A 16,940-nucleotide genomic window follows, 5' to 3' on the forward strand; every position below is an offset into this window, starting at 1 on the left:
TATCGGGCGGCTAGTGGCGCACGTACAGGCGCAGCGTCACGTAGCCGGTGATCGCCGAGATGACGATCGAGACGGCGAGCAGGATCGGCGCCACCGGGAACAGCAATTCGAGCATGCCGACCGCGGGGAACACGTCCCCGGTGAGCACCAAGTCGAGCAACAGCACCTTGGTGAGTACCAGGAAGACGATCCCGATGATCGCACCGACCAGGCCGGCGACCACCGCCTCCAGGAGGAACGGCAGCTGCGTGTACCACCGGGTCGCGCCGACCAGCCGCATGATGCCGACCTCGGTGCGCCGGGTGAACGCCGACACCTGGATCGTGTTGGCGATCAGCAGCAGCGCGGCGATGGCCATGATCAGCGCGGCACCGAAGGCCAGGTTCCGCACACCGTTGAGCGCGTTGAACACGCGGTCCAGTGCCTTCTGCTGGTCGTCGACCTTGGAGACGCCCGGTTTGCCGGTGTACTCCTGGATGATCGCCTGGCTGCGCTCGGGGTTCTTCAGCTTGACGTGCAGCGACGCGGGCAGCGCCTCCGGCCCGGTCAGCGCGAGCAGTTCCGGCTGGCTCTCGAACATCTTCTTGAACCGCTCGTAGGACTGCTCGCGGTTCTCGAAGACGACCGACTCGACGCCTTCGTTGCCCTGCAGCTCCTGACGCAGCGACTGGCAGGCGGACTGCGAGCAGTTCGGATCACCCGCGCTGATGTCGTTGACCAGATAGACCGAAACCTCGACGTCGGCGAGGAAGTTGGCCTTCATCTTGTCGATCGTGCCGACGGCCAGCAGACCGAAGCCGAGCATGGCGAGGGAGACCGCGGTGGTGAGGACCATCGCGATGGTCATCGTGACGTTCCGGCGCAAGCCGGTGACTACCTCGCTGAAGACGAAACTGGCGCGCATCGGGGTTGATGTCCCTTGGAAGTCGTGGGTTACGGAGGAGGGCGGGGCCGGTCAGCGGCCGATGCCGTAGACGCCTCGGGCGTCGTCACGGATGACCTTGCCGAGCTGGAGCTCGACGACCCTTCGCCGCATCGAGTCCACGATCGAATGGTCGTGGGTGGCCATCAGCACCGTCGTGCCGGTGCGGTTGATCCGCTCCAGCAGCAACATGATGTCCTGGCTGGTGTCGGGGTCCAGGTTCCCGGTCGGCTCGTCGGCGAGCAGCACGAGCGGGCGGTTCACGAAGGCACGGGCGATCGCGACGCGCTGCTGCTCACCACCGGAGAGTTCGTTGGGGAGACGGTCGGCCTTGCCGTCGAGGCCGACGAGTTCGAGCACCTCGGGCACGACCTTGCGGATCGTGGGGCGCGGCTTGCCGATGACTTCGAGCGCGAAGGCGACGTTCTCGGCGACGGTCTTGTTCGACAGCAGACGGAAGTCCTGGAAGACGCAGCCGATGGTCTGCCGCAGCCGCGGCACCCGGCGACGGGCGAGCTTGGCGACGTCGAAGTTGGAGACCATGACGCGACCCTTGCTCGGCACCTCTTCGCGCAGCAGGAGACGCAGGAAGGTCGACTTCCCGGATCCCGAGGGACCGATCAGGAAGACGAACTCGCCTTTGTCGATCTCGACCGACACCCGCTCAAGGGCGGGACGGGTCGAGGTCTTGTAGACCTTGGAAACCTCTTCGAGCCGGATCACGGTTCGGCATACTACCCATGCCCGTCGTTAAGCCCGGGTAGCCCGGTCCCGGCGGCCAAGCGAGCAAGGGACCTTTGCTATCACTCTCTCCCGGAGAGTGATAGCAAAGGTCCCTTGCTCTCTCACGCAGGGTTGTTACGCGGCTCCGGACTGCTTGCGCCAGCGGATGCCGGCCTCCAGGAAGCCGTCGATCTCACCGTCGAGCACCGACGACGGGTTGCCGACCTCGAACTCGGTCCGCAGGTCCTTGACCATCTGGTACGGGTGCAACACGTAGGAGCGCATCTGGTTGCCCCAGCTGGAGCCGCCGTCCTTGAGCGCGTCCATCTCGGCGCGCTCCTCCTCCTTCTTCCGCTGCAGCAGCCGCGCCTGGAGGACCTTCATCGCGGCCGCCTTGTTCTGCAGCTGCGACTTCTCGTTCTGGCACGAAACGACCACGCCGGTCGGGATGTGGGTGATCCGCACCGCCGAGTCCGTCGTGTTCACGCTCTGCCCACCGGGCCCGGACGAGCGGTACACGTCGACGCGGATGTCCTTCTCGGGGATGTCGACGTGGTCGACCTCCTCGACCTCGGGCATCACCTCGACGTGCGCGAAGGAGGTCTGGCGACGGCTCTGGTTGTCGAACGGCGAGATGCGCACCAGCCGGTGCGTGCCCTGCTCGACCGAGAGCGTGCCGTAGACGTAGGGCGCCGTCACCTTGAAGGTGGCGGACTTGATGCCCGCTTCCTCGGCGTAGGAGATGTCGTAGACGTCCGTCGGGTAGTTGTGGCGCTCCGCCCACCGCAGGTACATCCGGAGCAGCATCTCGGCCCAGTCGGCCGCGTCGACGCCGCCCGCTTCGGACCGGATGGTGACGACGGCGTTGCGCGGGTCGTATTCACCCGACAGCAGGGTGCGGACCTCGAGCCCGTCGATGTCCTTGGTGAGCGCCGTGAGCTCGGCCTCAGCCTCGGCCACACTGGCGGAGTCGCCCTCGGCCTCGGCCAGTTCCGCGAGGATGCCCAGGTCGTCGAGCCGCTGCCGCAGCTCGGAAATGCGTCGCAGCTCACTCTGCCGGTGGGACAACTGGCTGGTGACCTTCTGCGCCGCTTCGGGGTCGTCCCAGAGGTTCGGGCTGGATGCCTGTTCCTCCAGCTCGGCCACCTGGGCACGCAGCGCATCCAGGTCCATCACCGACTCGATCTGCGTCAGCTTGCCGGTCAGGTCCTTCAGTGCCGCATCGAACTCATCACTCACGTCGGCCAAGGTTACGGCAAAACCCACGACCGGTTGCGGGGAACCGGCCGTGGGCACCTGTCCGGGTCAGGACTGGGGGATGGAATCCAGCAGTTTCAGTGCGGCTTTCGCCTGCGCCTGCGCGAACTCGGCGACGGCCTTGGCGTACGGGCCGTCGGCGGCCTTGGTGGCGGCCTTGGCCTCGTCGAGCTGCTGCGTGTAGCTCGCGCGGGCCGACTCGAGCAGGGCCGAGCGCTGCTTGACCGTCAGCGAACCGGCGTGCACGAGACGCAGGATCAGCGGGCTGCGGAGGTGGTCAGGACCGGCTTCGGAGGTCAGCCACGTCTTGAACGCCTTCTTGCCCGCCGCGGTGATGAGGTACTGCTGGCTCGACCGCGGGCCCTGCTTGCCGAGGCGGACGAGGCCCTCCTTCGACAAGGCGGGGAGCTCCCGGTACACCTGGCTGCGGGTCACGCTGAAGAAGGCGCCGAAACGCTCACCCGCCCCCGCGACCAGTTGCCCGCCCGTGGCGGGACCGTCGTGGAGAAGACCGAGCAGTGCGGCGGCTGTTGCATTCAATTCGGACACGTCCTCTACGGTCCCACTTTTCGGAACCTGTGTCCACTGTGGTCAACACATCTGTCCATTGTGGCTAGTGATATGCGCTCATTCGGCCCAACGCACTACGCCTGTCCACAATGGACCGGACACGCTACGCGACGGCGCCGGCCACGGACAGCGGCACCCGTCCCCCGCCCCGACCAACGACAGGGAGTGATCACCCCGCGAACCACGGAATCCCGGAAACGAAGAAGCGCGGATCTGCGATTTCCGCAGATCCGCGCTTCGTTTTCTTCAGTAGCGGGGACAGGATTTGAACCTGCGACCTCTGGGTTATGAGCCCAGCGAGCTACCGAGCTGCTCCACCCCGCGTCGTTGTGTTAATAGATTACATGGGGGCGAAACCGGCTTTCAGGCGGGTACCCCTAACTTCCCGGCAGGCCGTTGACCAGCCTTTATGGCACGACTTTGTCATCCAGCCAGCCGAAGACGCCGTTGAGCACCATGGTCAGCCCGTCGGCGAACCTGCCCTCGAGGTCCTCGTCGAACACCCAGGCCGTGCGCGTGACGTCGTAACGCGGGTCCCGTTCGCCCGGGACCGGATAAACGGCCTGCTCTTCGATGGTGAAACCGACGACATAGCTGTAGACGGTGAACAACGCCCGCCCGGCCAGATGCGGTTCGAGTCCCGCGTCGACGCGCGCTTGAAACGGATTGTCACCGAGAAGGCTGTCATCGGTCATGAAAGTCCCGGCGAAGACCTTCGCCCCGTCACGGTAAGCAAGCATCATCCGGCGCAACGCCCGTGACGCCAGCTCGAGCGCCTCCCGCTCCCCCGTTCCCTCGGGAACACGACCCGGCAGCGCGTCCGCGTACATCTGTGTCGCCATCTCGTCGAGCAGCTCCTGCTTGTTCTTCATGTGCCAGTACAGCGCGGGCGCCTTGACGCCGAGTTCCTGCGCGATCAGGCGGAGCGTCAGCCCGTTGAGCCCGACGTCGTTGAGCAGCCGAAGCCCGGCGCGGACGATGTCCTGCCTGGTCAGACCCACTTTTGTCCCTCGTTCCCGCGGAAGCACCTTGACAATTTAACGATATTAAGGGCACGCTGGCCGCAGGTCAATTTAACGTCGTTAAGGAGTGGTATGAACAACCTGGGGACGGACGTGATCGTGGCCGGAGCGGGGCCGACGGGGCTGATGCTGGCCCACGAACTCGCGCTCGCCGGCGTCGATGTCGTGGTCCTGGAACGGCATCACGAGCGCACGGGACTGTCGAAGGCGCTGAACCTGCAGCCCCGGACCGCGGAAATGCTGGAGCTGCGCGGACTTCTGGACGGCGCCGAGGAGCGTTCGTTCGCGACGGTGCAGGACGGGCATTTCGCGATGATCCCCATCGGCTACGACGGTTGGGGCACCCGATTCCCTTTCCAGCTGGGGATTCCGCAGGCGCAGGTCGAGGCGTATCTCGAGGAACGGCTTGCCGCACAAGGAACAAAGGTGGTCCGCGGCGCCGAAGTAATCGATTTCGTGCAGGACAAGGACTTTGTCTCTGTTCGGTACCGAACAGACAGTGGCGAGAACCGGCTGCACGCGAAGTTCCTCGTCGGCTGCGACGGCGCTCGAAGCGTTGTACGCAAAGGACTGGACGTGGACTTTCCCGGTGTGGACGGTGAAGGTTACGGGGTGGTCGCGGACGTCCTGTTCGACAAAGCCCCCGCCGGTGCGCAAAAACAGTGGCGAACGATGCGGAACGTCGGCGAGCCGACCGGTGCGACCACGTTCAAAGGCCTGATTCCGCTGGGAGAACCGGGTCTCTACCGCTTCGTGTACGGCGACCGGGCCTCGCGGCCCACGGACATCCGGTCTGCCATCTCGCACGGCGAAGTCCGGCAGGCCGTGCTCGATTCGTACGGTGAGACGGCGACGGTGTCGGAGATCCGCTGGGCGTCGCAGTTCTCCGACGCGGCGCGGCAGGCGGAGCGCTACCGCGTCGGGCGGGTGCTGCTGGCGGGCGATGCCGCGCACATTCATTTCCCGGCAGGCGGCCAGGGGCTGAACCTGGGCGTGCAAGACGCCATGAACCTGGGTTGGAAGCTCGCCGCGACAGTGCGCGGCTGGGCCGGTGACGACCTGCTCGACACCTACGAGGCCGAGCGGCACCCTGTCGGCGCTCAGGTGCTGCACAACGTCGCCGCTCAGCTGGGGCTGACTCCGCGGTCTCACGAGTCTCGCGCGCTTCGCGCCCTCTTCGGCGACCTTGTGGAGCTACCCGAGGTAAGCCGGTACCTGTCTGGCATGGTTTCGGGCCTCGGGATCCGCTACACGACGCACGGGACGTCGCATCCCGCGCTCGGCTCGCGGCTCACCGACCAGGACGTCGTCACGGAGGCCGGCCCACTGCGCCCCAGCACGCTCTTCCGCGATGGCGGCTTCGTCCTCCTGACGACCACTGGAGCCCACGTCGATGCCGCCAGGGCTCACGCCCACTCACCCCGCCTGACCCCCCAGCTGGTCACGGCGCTGCCGTGGCCCTCGACGGAGGCCGTCCTGTACCGCCCCGATGGCTACGCCTGCTGGGTCGCCCCCACGCGGTAGCAAAGGTCCCCCGCTCCCCACCGGCGGTAGCAAAGGTCCCTTGCTCCCCCGCACCCTGCGGCACCCACCCGACCGACACCCGGGGGTCCAGGGGGCGGAGCCTCCCTGGCGGGGGTCCGGGGGTTCGACCCCCCGGACAAATACGAAGGAGGCCCGTGTCTGCGTTTTCCGCAGACACGGGCCTCCTACCTCTGTAGCGGGGACAGGATTTGAACCTGCGACCTCTGGGTTATGAGCCCAGCGAGCTACCGAGCTGCTCCACCCCGCGTTGTGACACCTACCTTACGCCTGCGTTTCGAGCAGGCGCAAAGCAGGTGCCCTTTAGGTAAGCGACGTCACCCTCCGGGCTGGCCGGAGGCCGGGGGCGCACCGGACGCCGGCGGGTTCGCCTTGGCCGACTCGTAGGCCTTGGAGGCGGCTTCGAGTGCGGCCAGGGCGGCACCCTGGTCGGCGTAGTTCCCGGATTGCTGGGCCGCGCGGAACTTGACCCAGGCGTCGTGCATGTCGCCCGCGGCCTTGTCGAGCGCCGGGTTACCGCTGGCGGGCGGCTGCGGCGTCGACGTCCCTGGTGGCGGGGGTGTCGTAGGTCCGGGCGTGCCGCCGGTCTGCGGTGGCGTGACCCCCGAGCCCGTGCCCGGGCCGAAGACCTGGTCGAGCGCTTCGTTCAGCGTCGGCGCGAACCCGATCTTGGTGCCGTAGGAGACCAGGACACGGGCCAGCTGCGGGTAACTCAGCTGGTTCCGTTGCCGGATGTAGACCGGTTCCACGTAGAGGAAGCCGTTGGCGACGGGCAGCGTGATCAGGTTTCCGTAGGTGACGGTGACGTTCGGGTTGTTGAACAGTGTCCGGTCCTGCGCGACCCGTGGGTCACTTTGGAATCTGTTCTGGACCTGGACGGGGCCGTCCACCTGGGTGGATCCGCTCGCACCGGTCGGCAGTCTCAGGACACGCATCTTCCCGTAGTCCTCGGGATCCGAAGACACCGACATCCAGGCCGCCAGGTACTGCCGTTGGAGACCGGTCAGCGAACTGGTGAGCTGGAACCGCGACTTGGTGTCGCCCGGCGCGGTGGCCAGGACGTAGTAGCCGGGCTGGTTGGCGATCCCGGAGGCGGACGCGTTCACGCCGCCTTCCTGCGTCGGGTCCTGCGGAACGCTCCAGAACGCCTGCTGAGCGTAGAACTCCGCGGGGTTGTTCACGTGGTACTTCGACAGGAGTTCCCGCTGCACCTTGAAGAGGTCTTCGGGGTAGCGGAAGTGCGACCGCAGGTCCGGCGAGATCTCACTGCTCGGCTTGACCAGGCCCGGGAAGACCTGCTTCCAGGCGTTGAGCACCGGCTCGTTGTCCTCGACCCCGTACAGGGTCACGGTGCCGTCGAACGCGTCGACGGTGGCCTTGACCGAGTTGCGGATGTAGTTGATCGAGGAGTTCGCCTGGCGGGTGGTGCCGCTGAGCGAGTCGTTGGTCGCCTGCCCGAGCTGGGTCTGCTGGGCGTACGGGAAGTTGTTCATCGTCGTGTAGCCGTCGACGATCCACTTGATCTTGCCGTCGACGACCGCCGGGTACGGGTCGCCGTCGAGGGTCAGCCACGGGGCGATCTTGGCGACGCGATCCCGCGGTTCGCGGTTGAACATGATCTTGGATCCGTCACCGATGGCGTCGGAGAAGAGGATGTTGCGCTCTCCGTACTCGGCGGCGAAAACGAGGCGGTTGAACCAGTTGTCGATCGGCACGCCGCCGGAACCCTTGTAGATGTAGGCACGGTCGACGGCGGTGTCGTACTCGCCGGGCGCCTGCCCTGCCTTGCCGCCGACGATCGCGTACGCGGCGTCGGTCGCGAGCTCGCCGTAGTAGATACGGGGCTCATCCACCTTGATGCCCGGCTTGCTCGGGTCGGTCGCCCCGGCGCCCGACTGGTTCTGGGTATCGCTGGTGGTGGCGATCGGGTAACCGCCGTCGGAGTTGGCGTCCTTCAGCGCGCGGTCGATCGTGTTGGCCGGCGCGGCGACGAAACCGTTTCCGTGCGTGTAGACGAGGTGCTTGTTGATCCAGTTCGTCTGGTTGCCGGTGAGGCCTTCGGTCTTGATCTCCTTGGCCGCGACGATGTAGTCCTGCGTGACCCCGTTGAGGGTGTAGCGGTCGATGTCCAGCTTGGACGGGAAGCCATAGAAGTTCTCTCGGCCGACGCGCTGGGTGAAGGTGTCGCTCAGGATGTTCGGGTCGAGGAGGCGGATGTTCGGGACGGTCCCCTTGTCCGCCTTGATCTCAGCGGAGGTCGCCTCGGATTTTCCGGTGTAATCCGTGTACTCGACGTCGGTCAGACCGAACGCCTGCCGGGTCGCGTCCATGTTGCGCTGGATCGACGCGGATTCCTTTTCGTTCGCGTTGGGCTTCACCGAGAACTGGTCGAGCACCGCGGGCCACGCGACACCGACGAGCACGTTCGACAGGATCAGCAGCACCAGCGCGATCGCGGGCAGCTGCAGGTTGCGCAGGAACGCGCCGGCGAAGAACGCGACAGCGCAGATCACCGAGATGCACAGGAGGATCAGCTTCGCGGGCAGGACCGCGTTCAGGTCGGTGTAGGTCGCACCGATGAAGAGCGGTGCCCCGCGGTCCGAGAGCAGCAGGTTGTAACGGTCGAAGAAGTACTCGACCGCCTTCAGCAGCACGAAGATGCCGATGGTGATGGCGAGCTGGGCGCGGGTCGGGCCGGCGAGCTGGCCGCCCTTACCCGCGAGCCGGATGCCGCCGAAGATGTAGTGCGAGATCAGCGCGCCGAAGAAGGCGATGACGACCGAGATGAACAGCCAGCCCAGGAGCCAGTTGTAGAACGGCAGGTCGAAGGCGTAGAAACCGACGTCGTTGCCGAACTCGGGATCGGTCTGCCCGAACGGCGTGCCGTTCAAGAACAACTGGACGACCTGCCAGTCGCTCTGCGCGGACGCGCCGGCGATGAGCCCGGTGAGCACCGGGATGCCGATGCCGAACAGGCGGATCCGGCCGACGATCGCCGACCGGTAGCGCGCGAGCGGATCGTCGTTGCCGGAAATCGGCACGAAGACGGGCCTGGACCGGTACGCGATCATCAAACTGACCGCGAGCGACCCGCCGACCAATAGCCCTACGGCGAAGAACAAGATCACACGAGTGATCAACACCGTACTGAACACCGTACGGGCGCCGACCTCGCCGAACCACAACCAGTCGACGTAGGTGTCCAGCAGTCTCGCGCCCAGTAGCAGGGCCAGAATGACTACGGCGGCGATGATGAGCAGTATCCGGCTGCGCCGGGACAGCTTCGGCAGGCTCACGGGGGGCCGAGTGGCCACTGCACACGCTCCTGGTTTGGTGAACTTTTCGCGGGGGCGCGCGTACCGCGTGCGGCCCCTGATGCTCTAACTCTACGGATGCCGTCGGAAGTTCCCGGAACCCGCCCAAACCGGACTCGGAAGGCCGCTGCCTGAGTCGCCTGGAACGATGTGCCAATGGCACCGAGTGAGCAGCAGGGCGTGGCCGGCCTGGCCCGCGAAGTCGAGGAGTTCGTCGCTTCGGGCGGCTGGGACCAGCCCCCCCAGTTGTTCGCGCTGGTCCCGACCGCGGCACTGCTGGACGAACAGCCCGAACTCGCCGGACAACTCGACCCGTCGGCCCCGCTGACGCCGGTCGCTCAGGAGGCTCTGCCCGACGGTGATCTGGGCGAGGCACTGGCACAGATCGCGTGGCCCGATCTGGTGCTGGGCTGCGCGCTCGCGCAGGAGATCATCGTGCTGCCGCCGGACGCCGAAGCCGAGCTCCCCGTCGTGCCCGAGACCGACGCCGAACGCCTGCGTCAAGCAGCCGCTGACCACCCGCGCCGGACCGAAGCCCGCCTCGTCGCGGCCGTGCTCCGGGATGGTGCCGGAGCGTGCGTCATGCGGCTTCGCGGTGCCGGTCAGCCCTCCGAGCCCGGTGACGTCCCTGTCGACGAGATCATCGAGAACCCGGAGCTGGCTCCCAACCTGCTCGAAGCCCTGAAGGCAACCTTGCTGCCCTGACCTGCGAAAAGAGAGCAAGGGACCTTTGCTATCGCTTGCCGCGTACCCAGGCAGGCGATAGCAAAGGTCCCTTGCTCCCCCGCCGGTCAGCAGGAGGCGGTCGGCCTGCCCGCCTTGAGGTTGTCGAGCTGCGCGATCGCCTCGTCCAGCGTGGACACCTTGATCAGGTTCAGTCCGTCGGGCGCGGCGGTCTTCGCCTCGGCGCAGTTGTGCGCGGGCACGAGGAAGTCGGTGGCTCCTGCCTCGCGGGCGCCGACCACCTTGAACGAGATGCCGCCGATCGCACCGACGACGCCCTTCTCGGAGATCTCGCCCGTCCCGGCGATATGCCTGCCACCGGCGAGGTCGCCGGGCTCCAACTTGTCGACGATCGCGAGCGCGAACATCAGGCCCGCCGACGGGCCGCCGACGTCCTGCAGCGAAATCTTCACGTCGAAGGGAACGTCGGCACGGTCCACCGCGGTCAGGCCCATGAACCCTTCCGGCCCATCGGGCCGTTGCGCGAGCGTGAGCGGCACGGTGCGTTCGGCCTGACCGTCGGACTTGAAAGTGATCTGGACGGTCTGCCCCGGCTTCGTCCCGTTCAGGGCGGCCCGCACCTCGGTCGCCTCGGTGACCGTCTTCCCGTTGACCACCAGAAGCCGGTCGCCGGGGGCGAGCACCTTGTCCGCGGGGCTGCCGGAGACGATCGTCTTCGCGAGCACCTTCACCGGGAACTTGCGGCGCAGCGCTGCGACCTGGGCAGCGGTCTGCGAGTCCTGCAGCTGCTGGATGTTCTCCTGCCGGACCTGCTCGTTGGTTTCGCCCGGCTTGAAATATTCCTCGCGCGGCGCCAGCGCGTACCGGCCGCTCGCCCAGAGCCCGAGCGCGTTGAACAGCGTGATGCCACCATCGCGCAGGGAGACCGTCGTCATTCGCAGCTCGCCGGAGGTCTGGAAGACCTCGTGGCCGTTGACCTGGATCACGGACTGCCCGGCGGCGTCCTTGCCGAGGGTGTCGTAGGTCGGCCCGGGACTGATCGCCACATACGGCACCGGGATGAAGAACCCGACCAGGGCGAAGACGACGAACAACCCGCCGCTGACCAGCAGCGTCCAGCCGCGCCGGGTCAGCCGCCGTTCGGAGCGGTCCTGGTCACTCGCCGAACCCGAACGGCTCCGCGCTCCTGTGGTCTCCTCCGAGGGCTCTGTCACGCGTGACAGCGTACGGTGACTGTGTTCGCTTCTCGGTGAAGGCCACGCTCATCACTCCACTTGACGAGCTGTGAATCCCGGGACCCGCGTACGGTGGTGCCATGAGCAAACCCCCGTTCGGCTTCGGACCGCCCGATCCCGACAAACGAGGCGAGAACGAGCCGTCGGATTCCGGCGGCCAGCCCTCCGGCGCCGAGGCCTTCAATCAGCTCGGTCAGATGCTCAGCCAGCTGGGCCAGATGCTCAGCCAGGCCGGCAGCTCGACCGGGCCGGTCAACTATGACCTGGCGAAACAGATCGCGTTGCAGAACCTCAGCAGCAGCGGAACCGCCGACGTCCAGCTCGGCTTTTCGTCGTCCAGCGGTGGCGATTCGAGCACGGCCGTCCGTGACGCCGCCCACCTGGCGGAGCTGTGGCTCGATGCCGCGACGATCCTGCCCGCCGGAGCCACGACCACGGTCGCCTGGTCCGCGCGTAACTGGGTCGAGAAGACCCTGCCCACCTGGCAGCGCCTCTGCGACCCCGTCGCCCAGCAGGTCTCGGGCGCGTGGGTCCAGGCCCTGCCCGAGGAGGCCAAACAGGCCGCCGGCCCGCTTCTCTCGATGATGGGGCAGATGGGCGGGATGGCCTTCGGCTCCCAGCTCGGTAACGCTCTGGCTCAGTTGGCTTCGGAAGTGCTCACCTCCACCGAGGTCGGTCTCCCGCTCGGCCCCGCGGCCACTTCCGCACTGCTGCCGGCGAACATCGAGAAGTTCACCGAGGGTCTGGAGCTGCCGACCAGCGAGGTGCTGGTCTTCATCGCCGCACGCGAGGCCGCCCACCAGCGGCTGTTCGCCCACGTTCCCTGGCTGCGGCAGCGACTCCTGGCCACCGTCGAGGAGTTCGCGAGCGGTATCTCCGTCGACACGTCGGCGCTGGAACAGCTCGCGGGCCAGATCGACCCGTCGAACCCGGCCAGCATCGAAGAGGCCATGTCCTCCGGCCTGCTCGAGCCGCAGACCTCGCCCGAGCAGAAGGCGGCGCTGAACCGCCTGGAGACCCTGCTCGCGCTGGTCGAAGGCTGGGTCGACGTCGTGGTCGCCGAGGCCATCGGCGACCGGCTTCCGGGCGCGGACGCGCTCCGGGAGACGCTGCGCCGCCGCCGGGCCACGGGTGGCCCCGCCGAGCAGACCTTCGCCACCTTGGTCGGGCTTGAGCTCCGGCCCAGGCGGATGCGAGCGGCCTCCTCGCTGTGGAAGCTCGTCGGCGACCAGCACGGCATCGAGAAGCGGGACGGCCTCTGGTCCCACCCCGATCTGATGCCGACAGCCGACGACCTCGACGAGCCGCTCGACTTCTCCGAACGCCTCGGCGACGGCGAGTCGACGCTCGAAGGCATCGACCCGATCGCCGAGATCGAACGCACCGAGCGCGAGAAGAACAAGCCCAAGGGCGACGAAGAAGAGAGCTGAGGCATGTCAGTCCTCCGCCGCGATGCCCCATCCGGCGGCGGAGGACAGGCCCTCCAGATAGCCGATGGCGCGTTCGGTCTTGGGATAACGGCGAACGAGCTCCCAGAACGCCGCGTTGTGCCCTGGTTCCTTCAAATGCGCGAGTTCGTGCACGAGGACGTAGTCCAGCACCCATCCCGGCACCCGGCGCAGACGATCACTGACCCTGATCGTCGCGTCGACCGGCGTGCAGGACGCCCACCTCGTCCTCATCGGCGGTACCCAGCGAACGCTCGCGGGTATCGCCTTACCGTCCAGATACTTCGCCGAGAGCACGGCGCAGCGTGCCAGCAGCGCCTCGTCCGACGCCTTGGGCGGCGCGGCCTGCCTCGGGCCTTTGCGCAGCAGTTTGCGCTGCATCTCGGCGACCCAGTGCTTCTCCTCGGCCCTGGTCATCCGGGCAGGGATCAGCACGACGAGGGTGTCCTCGTCCCAGTACGCGGTGACGGTCCGGTGGCGGCGTTGGCTACGCCGTACCTCGACCTTGTGTTCGGGAGTGTCCGACGGATTCGTCGTGTCCCGGCCCCTCAATGAGGGCGTCCGTGCTTCGACCACTCGACCACGGTAAGGCCAGTCACCGACAACTCCGAGAGCCGAAAGGTCACAGCCTCCAGTTGTCCACAACGGGGCCAACCTGTGGATAACTCGCGTTTTTCCGAGCGGGCGGACAGAGGGTGGGTGCGATCCTGCGATCATGAACCTGCGCGAACCGGACCTCCGATCGATCATCCTGCCCGCCTTCCCCACCCTGCTTCCGGGGCTGGATGTGCTGGAACGGGGAAACGGCGAGATCCAGATCGGCCTCGACCCCGCACACGCCGTGGTGATCGCCGGCGTCGCCACCGAGGTGGCCGAAGCCCTCCGTGGACTGGACGGGAAACGGGCCGCGGACGACATCGTGCTCGCGCAGAGCGAACACGACGAACAGCTGCGGGACCTGATGACGGACCTGACGGCCCGAGGTCTCGTGACCGAGGCGGGCCAGTCCGACCGGCATCCGAAACCGAGAGCCGAGACAGGCCTCTGGTCGCTTCGCGCCCGCCACCATCAAACGGCCATGACGGCCCGCCGCAAGCGCACCGCGGTGGCGATCCACGGCGACGGCAGGCTGGCGGTGGCCATCGCCGTCCTGCTCGCCAACGGCGGAGTCGGGCATATCGACGTCCGGGCTTCGGGCTCGGTTCTCGAAGCCGACTTGGGCTCGGGCTACACCGAAGCCGAAATCGGCATGCCGCGCCGGGACGCGATGGCGCAGGTCGTGCACCGCACCAGGGCGAGCACCGTGACAACGCGGCTCTACTCGGACCGCCGGCCGGAACTCGCCCTGCTCACCGACGCCGTCGTGCCCGCTCCCGAAGTGGTCGACGAACTCGTCCGCGACGGGATCAACCACCTGCCGGTCCGCGTCCGGGACGGGGTCGGCATCGTGGGACCTTTGGTGGTGCCCGGCCGCAGCAGCTGCCTGCGCTGCGCCGACCTGCACCGGGCCGGTCGCGACGATTCCTGGCCGCGGGTGGCGAGCCAGCTCGTCGGCCGAGTGCAGCAAGCCGATCTCGGCTCCGTTCAGGCCTGCGCCGCGCTCGCCGCCGCGCAGGCGCTCAGGCTCCTGTCGCCGAGCGATCAGGCGCCGCCCGCTTGGAACGCCACGCTGGAGATCGACTTCTTCGACGGCAAGATCCGGCATCGCGACTGGCCGCCGCACACCGCCTGCGGATGCGGCGCTCGTTGATACGGCAAGCGACGTAGCCCACACGCACTCCCGCAACAGGCTGCGCGGGCGCAGTGAATCAAGGCAGAATCGCGAAGGTGACCGACTCCCGCAACGCCGAGGACCGTGAAGCCGCCATCCCCCGCAACGGGGCCGCGCGAACGGCGAAGCTGGCCAGTATCCCGCTCGGCATAGCGGGGCGGGCGGTCGGCGGCTGGGGCAGGCGGCTGACCGGGCAAAGCGCCGATGAGGTCAACGCGACGCTGTCCGCCAAGGCGGCGGAGCAGCTCTTCGAGGTCCTCGGCACGCTCAAGGGCGGCGCGATGAAGTTCGGCCAGGCGCTGAGCGTCTTCGAAGCCGCGGTGCCGGACGAGATGGCGAAGCCCTATCGCGAGGCCCTGACGAAGCTTCAGGCCGCCGCGCCGCCCATGCCCACCCGGCAGACCCATCGGGTCCTCGCCGAGCAACTGGGGCGCACCTGGCAGCAGCGGTTCGCGGCCTTCGACGACGAGCCTGCCGCTTCCGCGAGCATCGGCCAGGTCCACCGCGCGACCTGGCACGACGGTCGCGAAGTCGCCGTCAAGGTGCAGTATCCCGGAGCCGACGACGCCTTGCGGAGTGACCTCCGGCAGCTCCAGCGATTCAGCAGGTTGTTCCAGGCGTTCGTGCCGGGGACCGAGGTGAAGCCGCTCCTGGCGGAACTCGCCGAGCGGATGAACGAAGAGCTCGACTACCAGGCCGAAGCGCAGAACCAGCGTGCTTTCGTCAAGGCGTTCGAAGGCGTCCCCGGGTTCCTGATCCCCCGTGTGGTCGCCAGCGCGCCGAAGGTCGTGGTCACCGAGTGGGCCACCGGTACCCCGCTGTCGAAGATCATCGCCGGCGGCGACAAGGAGACACGTGACCGCGCCGGCCGCCTGCTCACCGAATTCCACTACTCGTCGCCGGAACGAGCCCGGCTCCTGCATTCGGACCCACATCCCGGAAACTTCATGCTGACCGCCGACGGCAGGCTGTGCGTCATCGACTTCGGCGGGGTGTCCCGGCTGCCCGAGGGGATCCCGCAGCACCTCGGCGAGATGACCAGGCTGGCGCTCGACGGCGAGTCCGCGAAACTGATGCGGCTGCTCAGGGAGTCCGGCTTCATCAGGGGCGACGCGGATCTGCGGGCTGACGACGTGCTCGCCTATCTGGCGCCGTTCACCGAGCCGCTGGCGGGCGACACATTCCACTTCACCCGCCGCTGGATGCAACGACAGGCGGGCCGGGTCGGCGACACCCGCGGCCGGGACTTCCGGATCGGCCGTTCCCTCAACCTGCCGCCCGAGTACCTGATGATCCACCGGGTGACCGCCGGATCGACCGGCATCCTCTGTCAGCTCGACGCCGAGATCCCCGCCCGCGCGATCGTCGAACGGTGGCAGCCGGGCTTCGCGGCCTGAGAAGTTATCCACAGGGAACGGTGCGACTGAGCCGAAAACGGGTCCGCCCGGGCGAGTTGTCCACAAGTTGGCGGAAGTGGTTCCACCCGGTCGGCCCAGCGGCCATCCTCGAATCATGACCACTACACGAAGCGCCCGACTCATGGCGCTCAGTAACACCAGCGAATCCGGGATCATCACCAGCCGTGAGCTGCGGCAGGCGGGCGTCACCGCGCGCTACGCCGCGAAGCTCTGCGGCCCGGGCGGTCCCTGGCGAAGGCTGATGCCGGGCGTCATCCTGTTGCGCGACTCCGCGCCCACCCGTCTTCAACTGCTGCAAGCCGCTGTCGCGCGGTTCGGGCCGGAGGTCGTCGTGACGGGCACCGACGCGCTACGCGCACGAGGTGTCGGCTGCCCGCCGACACGGGAGGTCCATCTCCTCGTCCCCGACTATCGGCGCGTGCCGGCGGAACCCGGCATGCTGCCGCGAAGAACCACGCGGATGCCGTCGCCGACCATGATCGACGGCGTCCCGTTCGCTCCACCGGCCCGGGCGGCGCTCGATCTCGCCCGGCTGGAGCTCGACCCCATGCGAATCGGCGAGCTGATCTCGCTGCCGCTGTATTGGGGCCTGTGCACGCTCGACGAACTCACTGAGGAGCTCGAGTCCGGTAACCGGCGAGGTTCGGCGGCGGTGCGCGCGGCTCTGCGACGCGTTGATCCTGAAGAGACGTACGCGCAAGGGCTGGCGAAGAAGGTCCTCAGCGGCTGCCCGCTGCCTTCGCCGTCGTGGAACGCGACGCTCTGCGACAGACGAGGGCGTCCTATCGGCACCGCTGACGCCTGGTGGGACGACATCGGCATGGCGTGGCAATTCCGGGCCCCGAAGCAGGGTGCCGCGAACTTCCACCCGCTGGCGCTGACCGCGACCGGGGTCGTACTGGTCCGCTGCACCATCGACCAGCTGAAGAAGGTTCCGCTGGAAGTCGCGACAGAACTCGTCAGAGCGTTCGGTGAGGCGACGCGGACACCGAGGCCGAAAGTCCGCACGACCGGCCGGATCGACGCCGCCTGAG

General features: G+C 67.5%; 14 protein-coding genes and 2 tRNA genes. 6 read left to right on the top strand and 10 right to left on the bottom strand.

The features are described from left to right. Nucleotides 1-10: 10 nt before the first annotated feature. The 6 genes from ftsX to ACZ3HL_RS27440 form a co-directional block, all read right to left on the bottom strand. On the bottom strand, nucleotides 11-904 hold the full coding sequence (ftsX, locus tag ACZ3HL_RS27415) for a permease-like cell division protein FtsX (protein WP_465422047.1): 894 nt from the start codon (nucleotides 902-904) through the stop codon (nucleotides 11-13). A 51-nt stretch (nucleotides 905-955) separates the two neighbouring features. After that, nucleotides 956-1,645, bottom strand: coding sequence for a cell division ATP-binding protein FtsE (gene ftsE, locus ACZ3HL_RS27420; protein WP_005168409.1), 690 nt, complete (start codon nucleotides 1,643-1,645; stop codon nucleotides 956-958). A gap of 135 nt (nucleotides 1,646-1,780) precedes the next feature. Next, on the bottom strand, nucleotides 1,781-2,884 hold the full coding sequence (prfB, locus tag ACZ3HL_RS27425) for a peptide chain release factor 2 (RefSeq protein ID WP_465422048.1): 1,104 nt from the start codon (nucleotides 2,882-2,884) through the stop codon (nucleotides 1,781-1,783). Nucleotides 2,885-2,950: 66 nt separating this feature from the next. Next, a complete protein-coding gene (locus ACZ3HL_RS27430; RefSeq protein ID WP_034322153.1) occupies nucleotides 2,951-3,451 on the bottom strand; it encodes a PadR family transcriptional regulator in 501 nt (166 codons plus the stop codon). 271 nt (nucleotides 3,452-3,722) lie between these two features. Next, a tRNA-Met gene (locus ACZ3HL_RS27435) sits at nucleotides 3,723-3,796 on the bottom strand. Between the two features lie 83 nt (nucleotides 3,797-3,879). Next, complete coding sequence (locus ACZ3HL_RS27440) at nucleotides 3,880-4,473, bottom strand: TetR/AcrR family transcriptional regulator C-terminal domain-containing protein (protein ID WP_465534576.1); 594 nt, start codon at nucleotides 4,471-4,473, stop codon at nucleotides 3,880-3,882. Between the two features lie 93 nt (nucleotides 4,474-4,566). Here ACZ3HL_RS27440 and ACZ3HL_RS27445 point away from each other — a divergent pair, with 93 nt between their 5' ends. Continuing rightward, nucleotides 4,567-6,018, top strand: a complete 1,452-nt coding sequence (locus tag ACZ3HL_RS27445; RefSeq protein WP_465534577.1) for an FAD-dependent monooxygenase — start codon at nucleotides 4,567-4,569, stop codon at nucleotides 6,016-6,018. Between the two features lie 194 nt (nucleotides 6,019-6,212). On the opposite strand, the gene ACZ3HL_RS27450 is transcribed toward ACZ3HL_RS27445, so the two are convergent. Next, nucleotides 6,213-6,286 (bottom strand) — tRNA-Met (locus tag ACZ3HL_RS27450). A 67-nt stretch (nucleotides 6,287-6,353) separates the two neighbouring features. After that, nucleotides 6,354-9,350: a UPF0182 family protein gene (locus ACZ3HL_RS27455; RefSeq protein ID WP_465422050.1), complete on the bottom strand. Its 2,997-nt coding sequence runs from the start codon at nucleotides 9,348-9,350 to the stop codon at nucleotides 6,354-6,356. A 156-nt stretch (nucleotides 9,351-9,506) separates the two neighbouring features. Here ACZ3HL_RS27455 and ACZ3HL_RS27460 point away from each other — a divergent pair, with 156 nt between their 5' ends. Continuing rightward, nucleotides 9,507-10,055 carry a PPA1309 family protein gene (locus ACZ3HL_RS27460; RefSeq protein ID WP_465422051.1) on the top strand — a complete coding sequence of 183 codons (549 nt, stop codon included), beginning with the start codon at nucleotides 9,507-9,509 and terminating at the stop codon, nucleotides 10,053-10,055. Between the two features lie 86 nt (nucleotides 10,056-10,141). On the opposite strand, the gene ACZ3HL_RS27465 is transcribed toward ACZ3HL_RS27460, so the two are convergent. Continuing rightward, nucleotides 10,142-11,146 (bottom strand): YlbL family protein, encoded by a 1,005-nt coding sequence (locus ACZ3HL_RS27465; RefSeq protein WP_465422066.1) that lies wholly within the window; start codon nucleotides 11,144-11,146, stop codon nucleotides 10,142-10,144. 203 nt (nucleotides 11,147-11,349) lie between these two features. Here ACZ3HL_RS27465 and ACZ3HL_RS27470 point away from each other — a divergent pair, with 203 nt between their 5' ends. Beyond that, a complete protein-coding gene (locus ACZ3HL_RS27470) occupies nucleotides 11,350-12,699 on the top strand; it encodes a zinc-dependent metalloprotease (protein WP_465422052.1) in 1,350 nt (449 codons plus the stop codon). Between the two features lie 6 nt (nucleotides 12,700-12,705). Here ACZ3HL_RS27470 and ACZ3HL_RS27475 read toward each other — a convergent pair whose 3' ends face one another. Further along, nucleotides 12,706-13,269: a M48 metallopeptidase family protein gene (locus ACZ3HL_RS27475; protein ID WP_016331633.1), complete on the bottom strand. Its 564-nt coding sequence runs from the start codon at nucleotides 13,267-13,269 to the stop codon at nucleotides 12,706-12,708. A gap of 163 nt (nucleotides 13,270-13,432) precedes the next feature. Here ACZ3HL_RS27475 and ACZ3HL_RS27480 point away from each other — a divergent pair, with 163 nt between their 5' ends. The 3 genes from ACZ3HL_RS27480 to ACZ3HL_RS27490 all read left to right on the top strand — a co-directional run bounded on the left by ACZ3HL_RS27480 (nucleotide 13,433) and on the right by ACZ3HL_RS27490 (nucleotide 16,939). Beyond that, on the top strand, nucleotides 13,433-14,467 hold the full coding sequence (locus ACZ3HL_RS27480; protein WP_465534578.1) for a hypothetical protein: 1,035 nt from the start codon (nucleotides 13,433-13,435) through the stop codon (nucleotides 14,465-14,467). Between the two features lie 77 nt (nucleotides 14,468-14,544). Beyond that, complete coding sequence (locus ACZ3HL_RS27485) at nucleotides 14,545-15,885, top strand: ABC1 kinase family protein (RefSeq protein ID WP_192746448.1); 1,341 nt, start codon at nucleotides 14,545-14,547, stop codon at nucleotides 15,883-15,885. Between the two features lie 142 nt (nucleotides 15,886-16,027). After that, nucleotides 16,028-16,939, top strand: coding sequence for a hypothetical protein (locus ACZ3HL_RS27490; protein WP_465534598.1), 912 nt, complete (start codon nucleotides 16,028-16,030; stop codon nucleotides 16,937-16,939). Nucleotide 16,940 lies beyond the last annotated feature (1 nt).

The organism is Amycolatopsis sp. NPDC000009, from assembly GCF_055563465.1.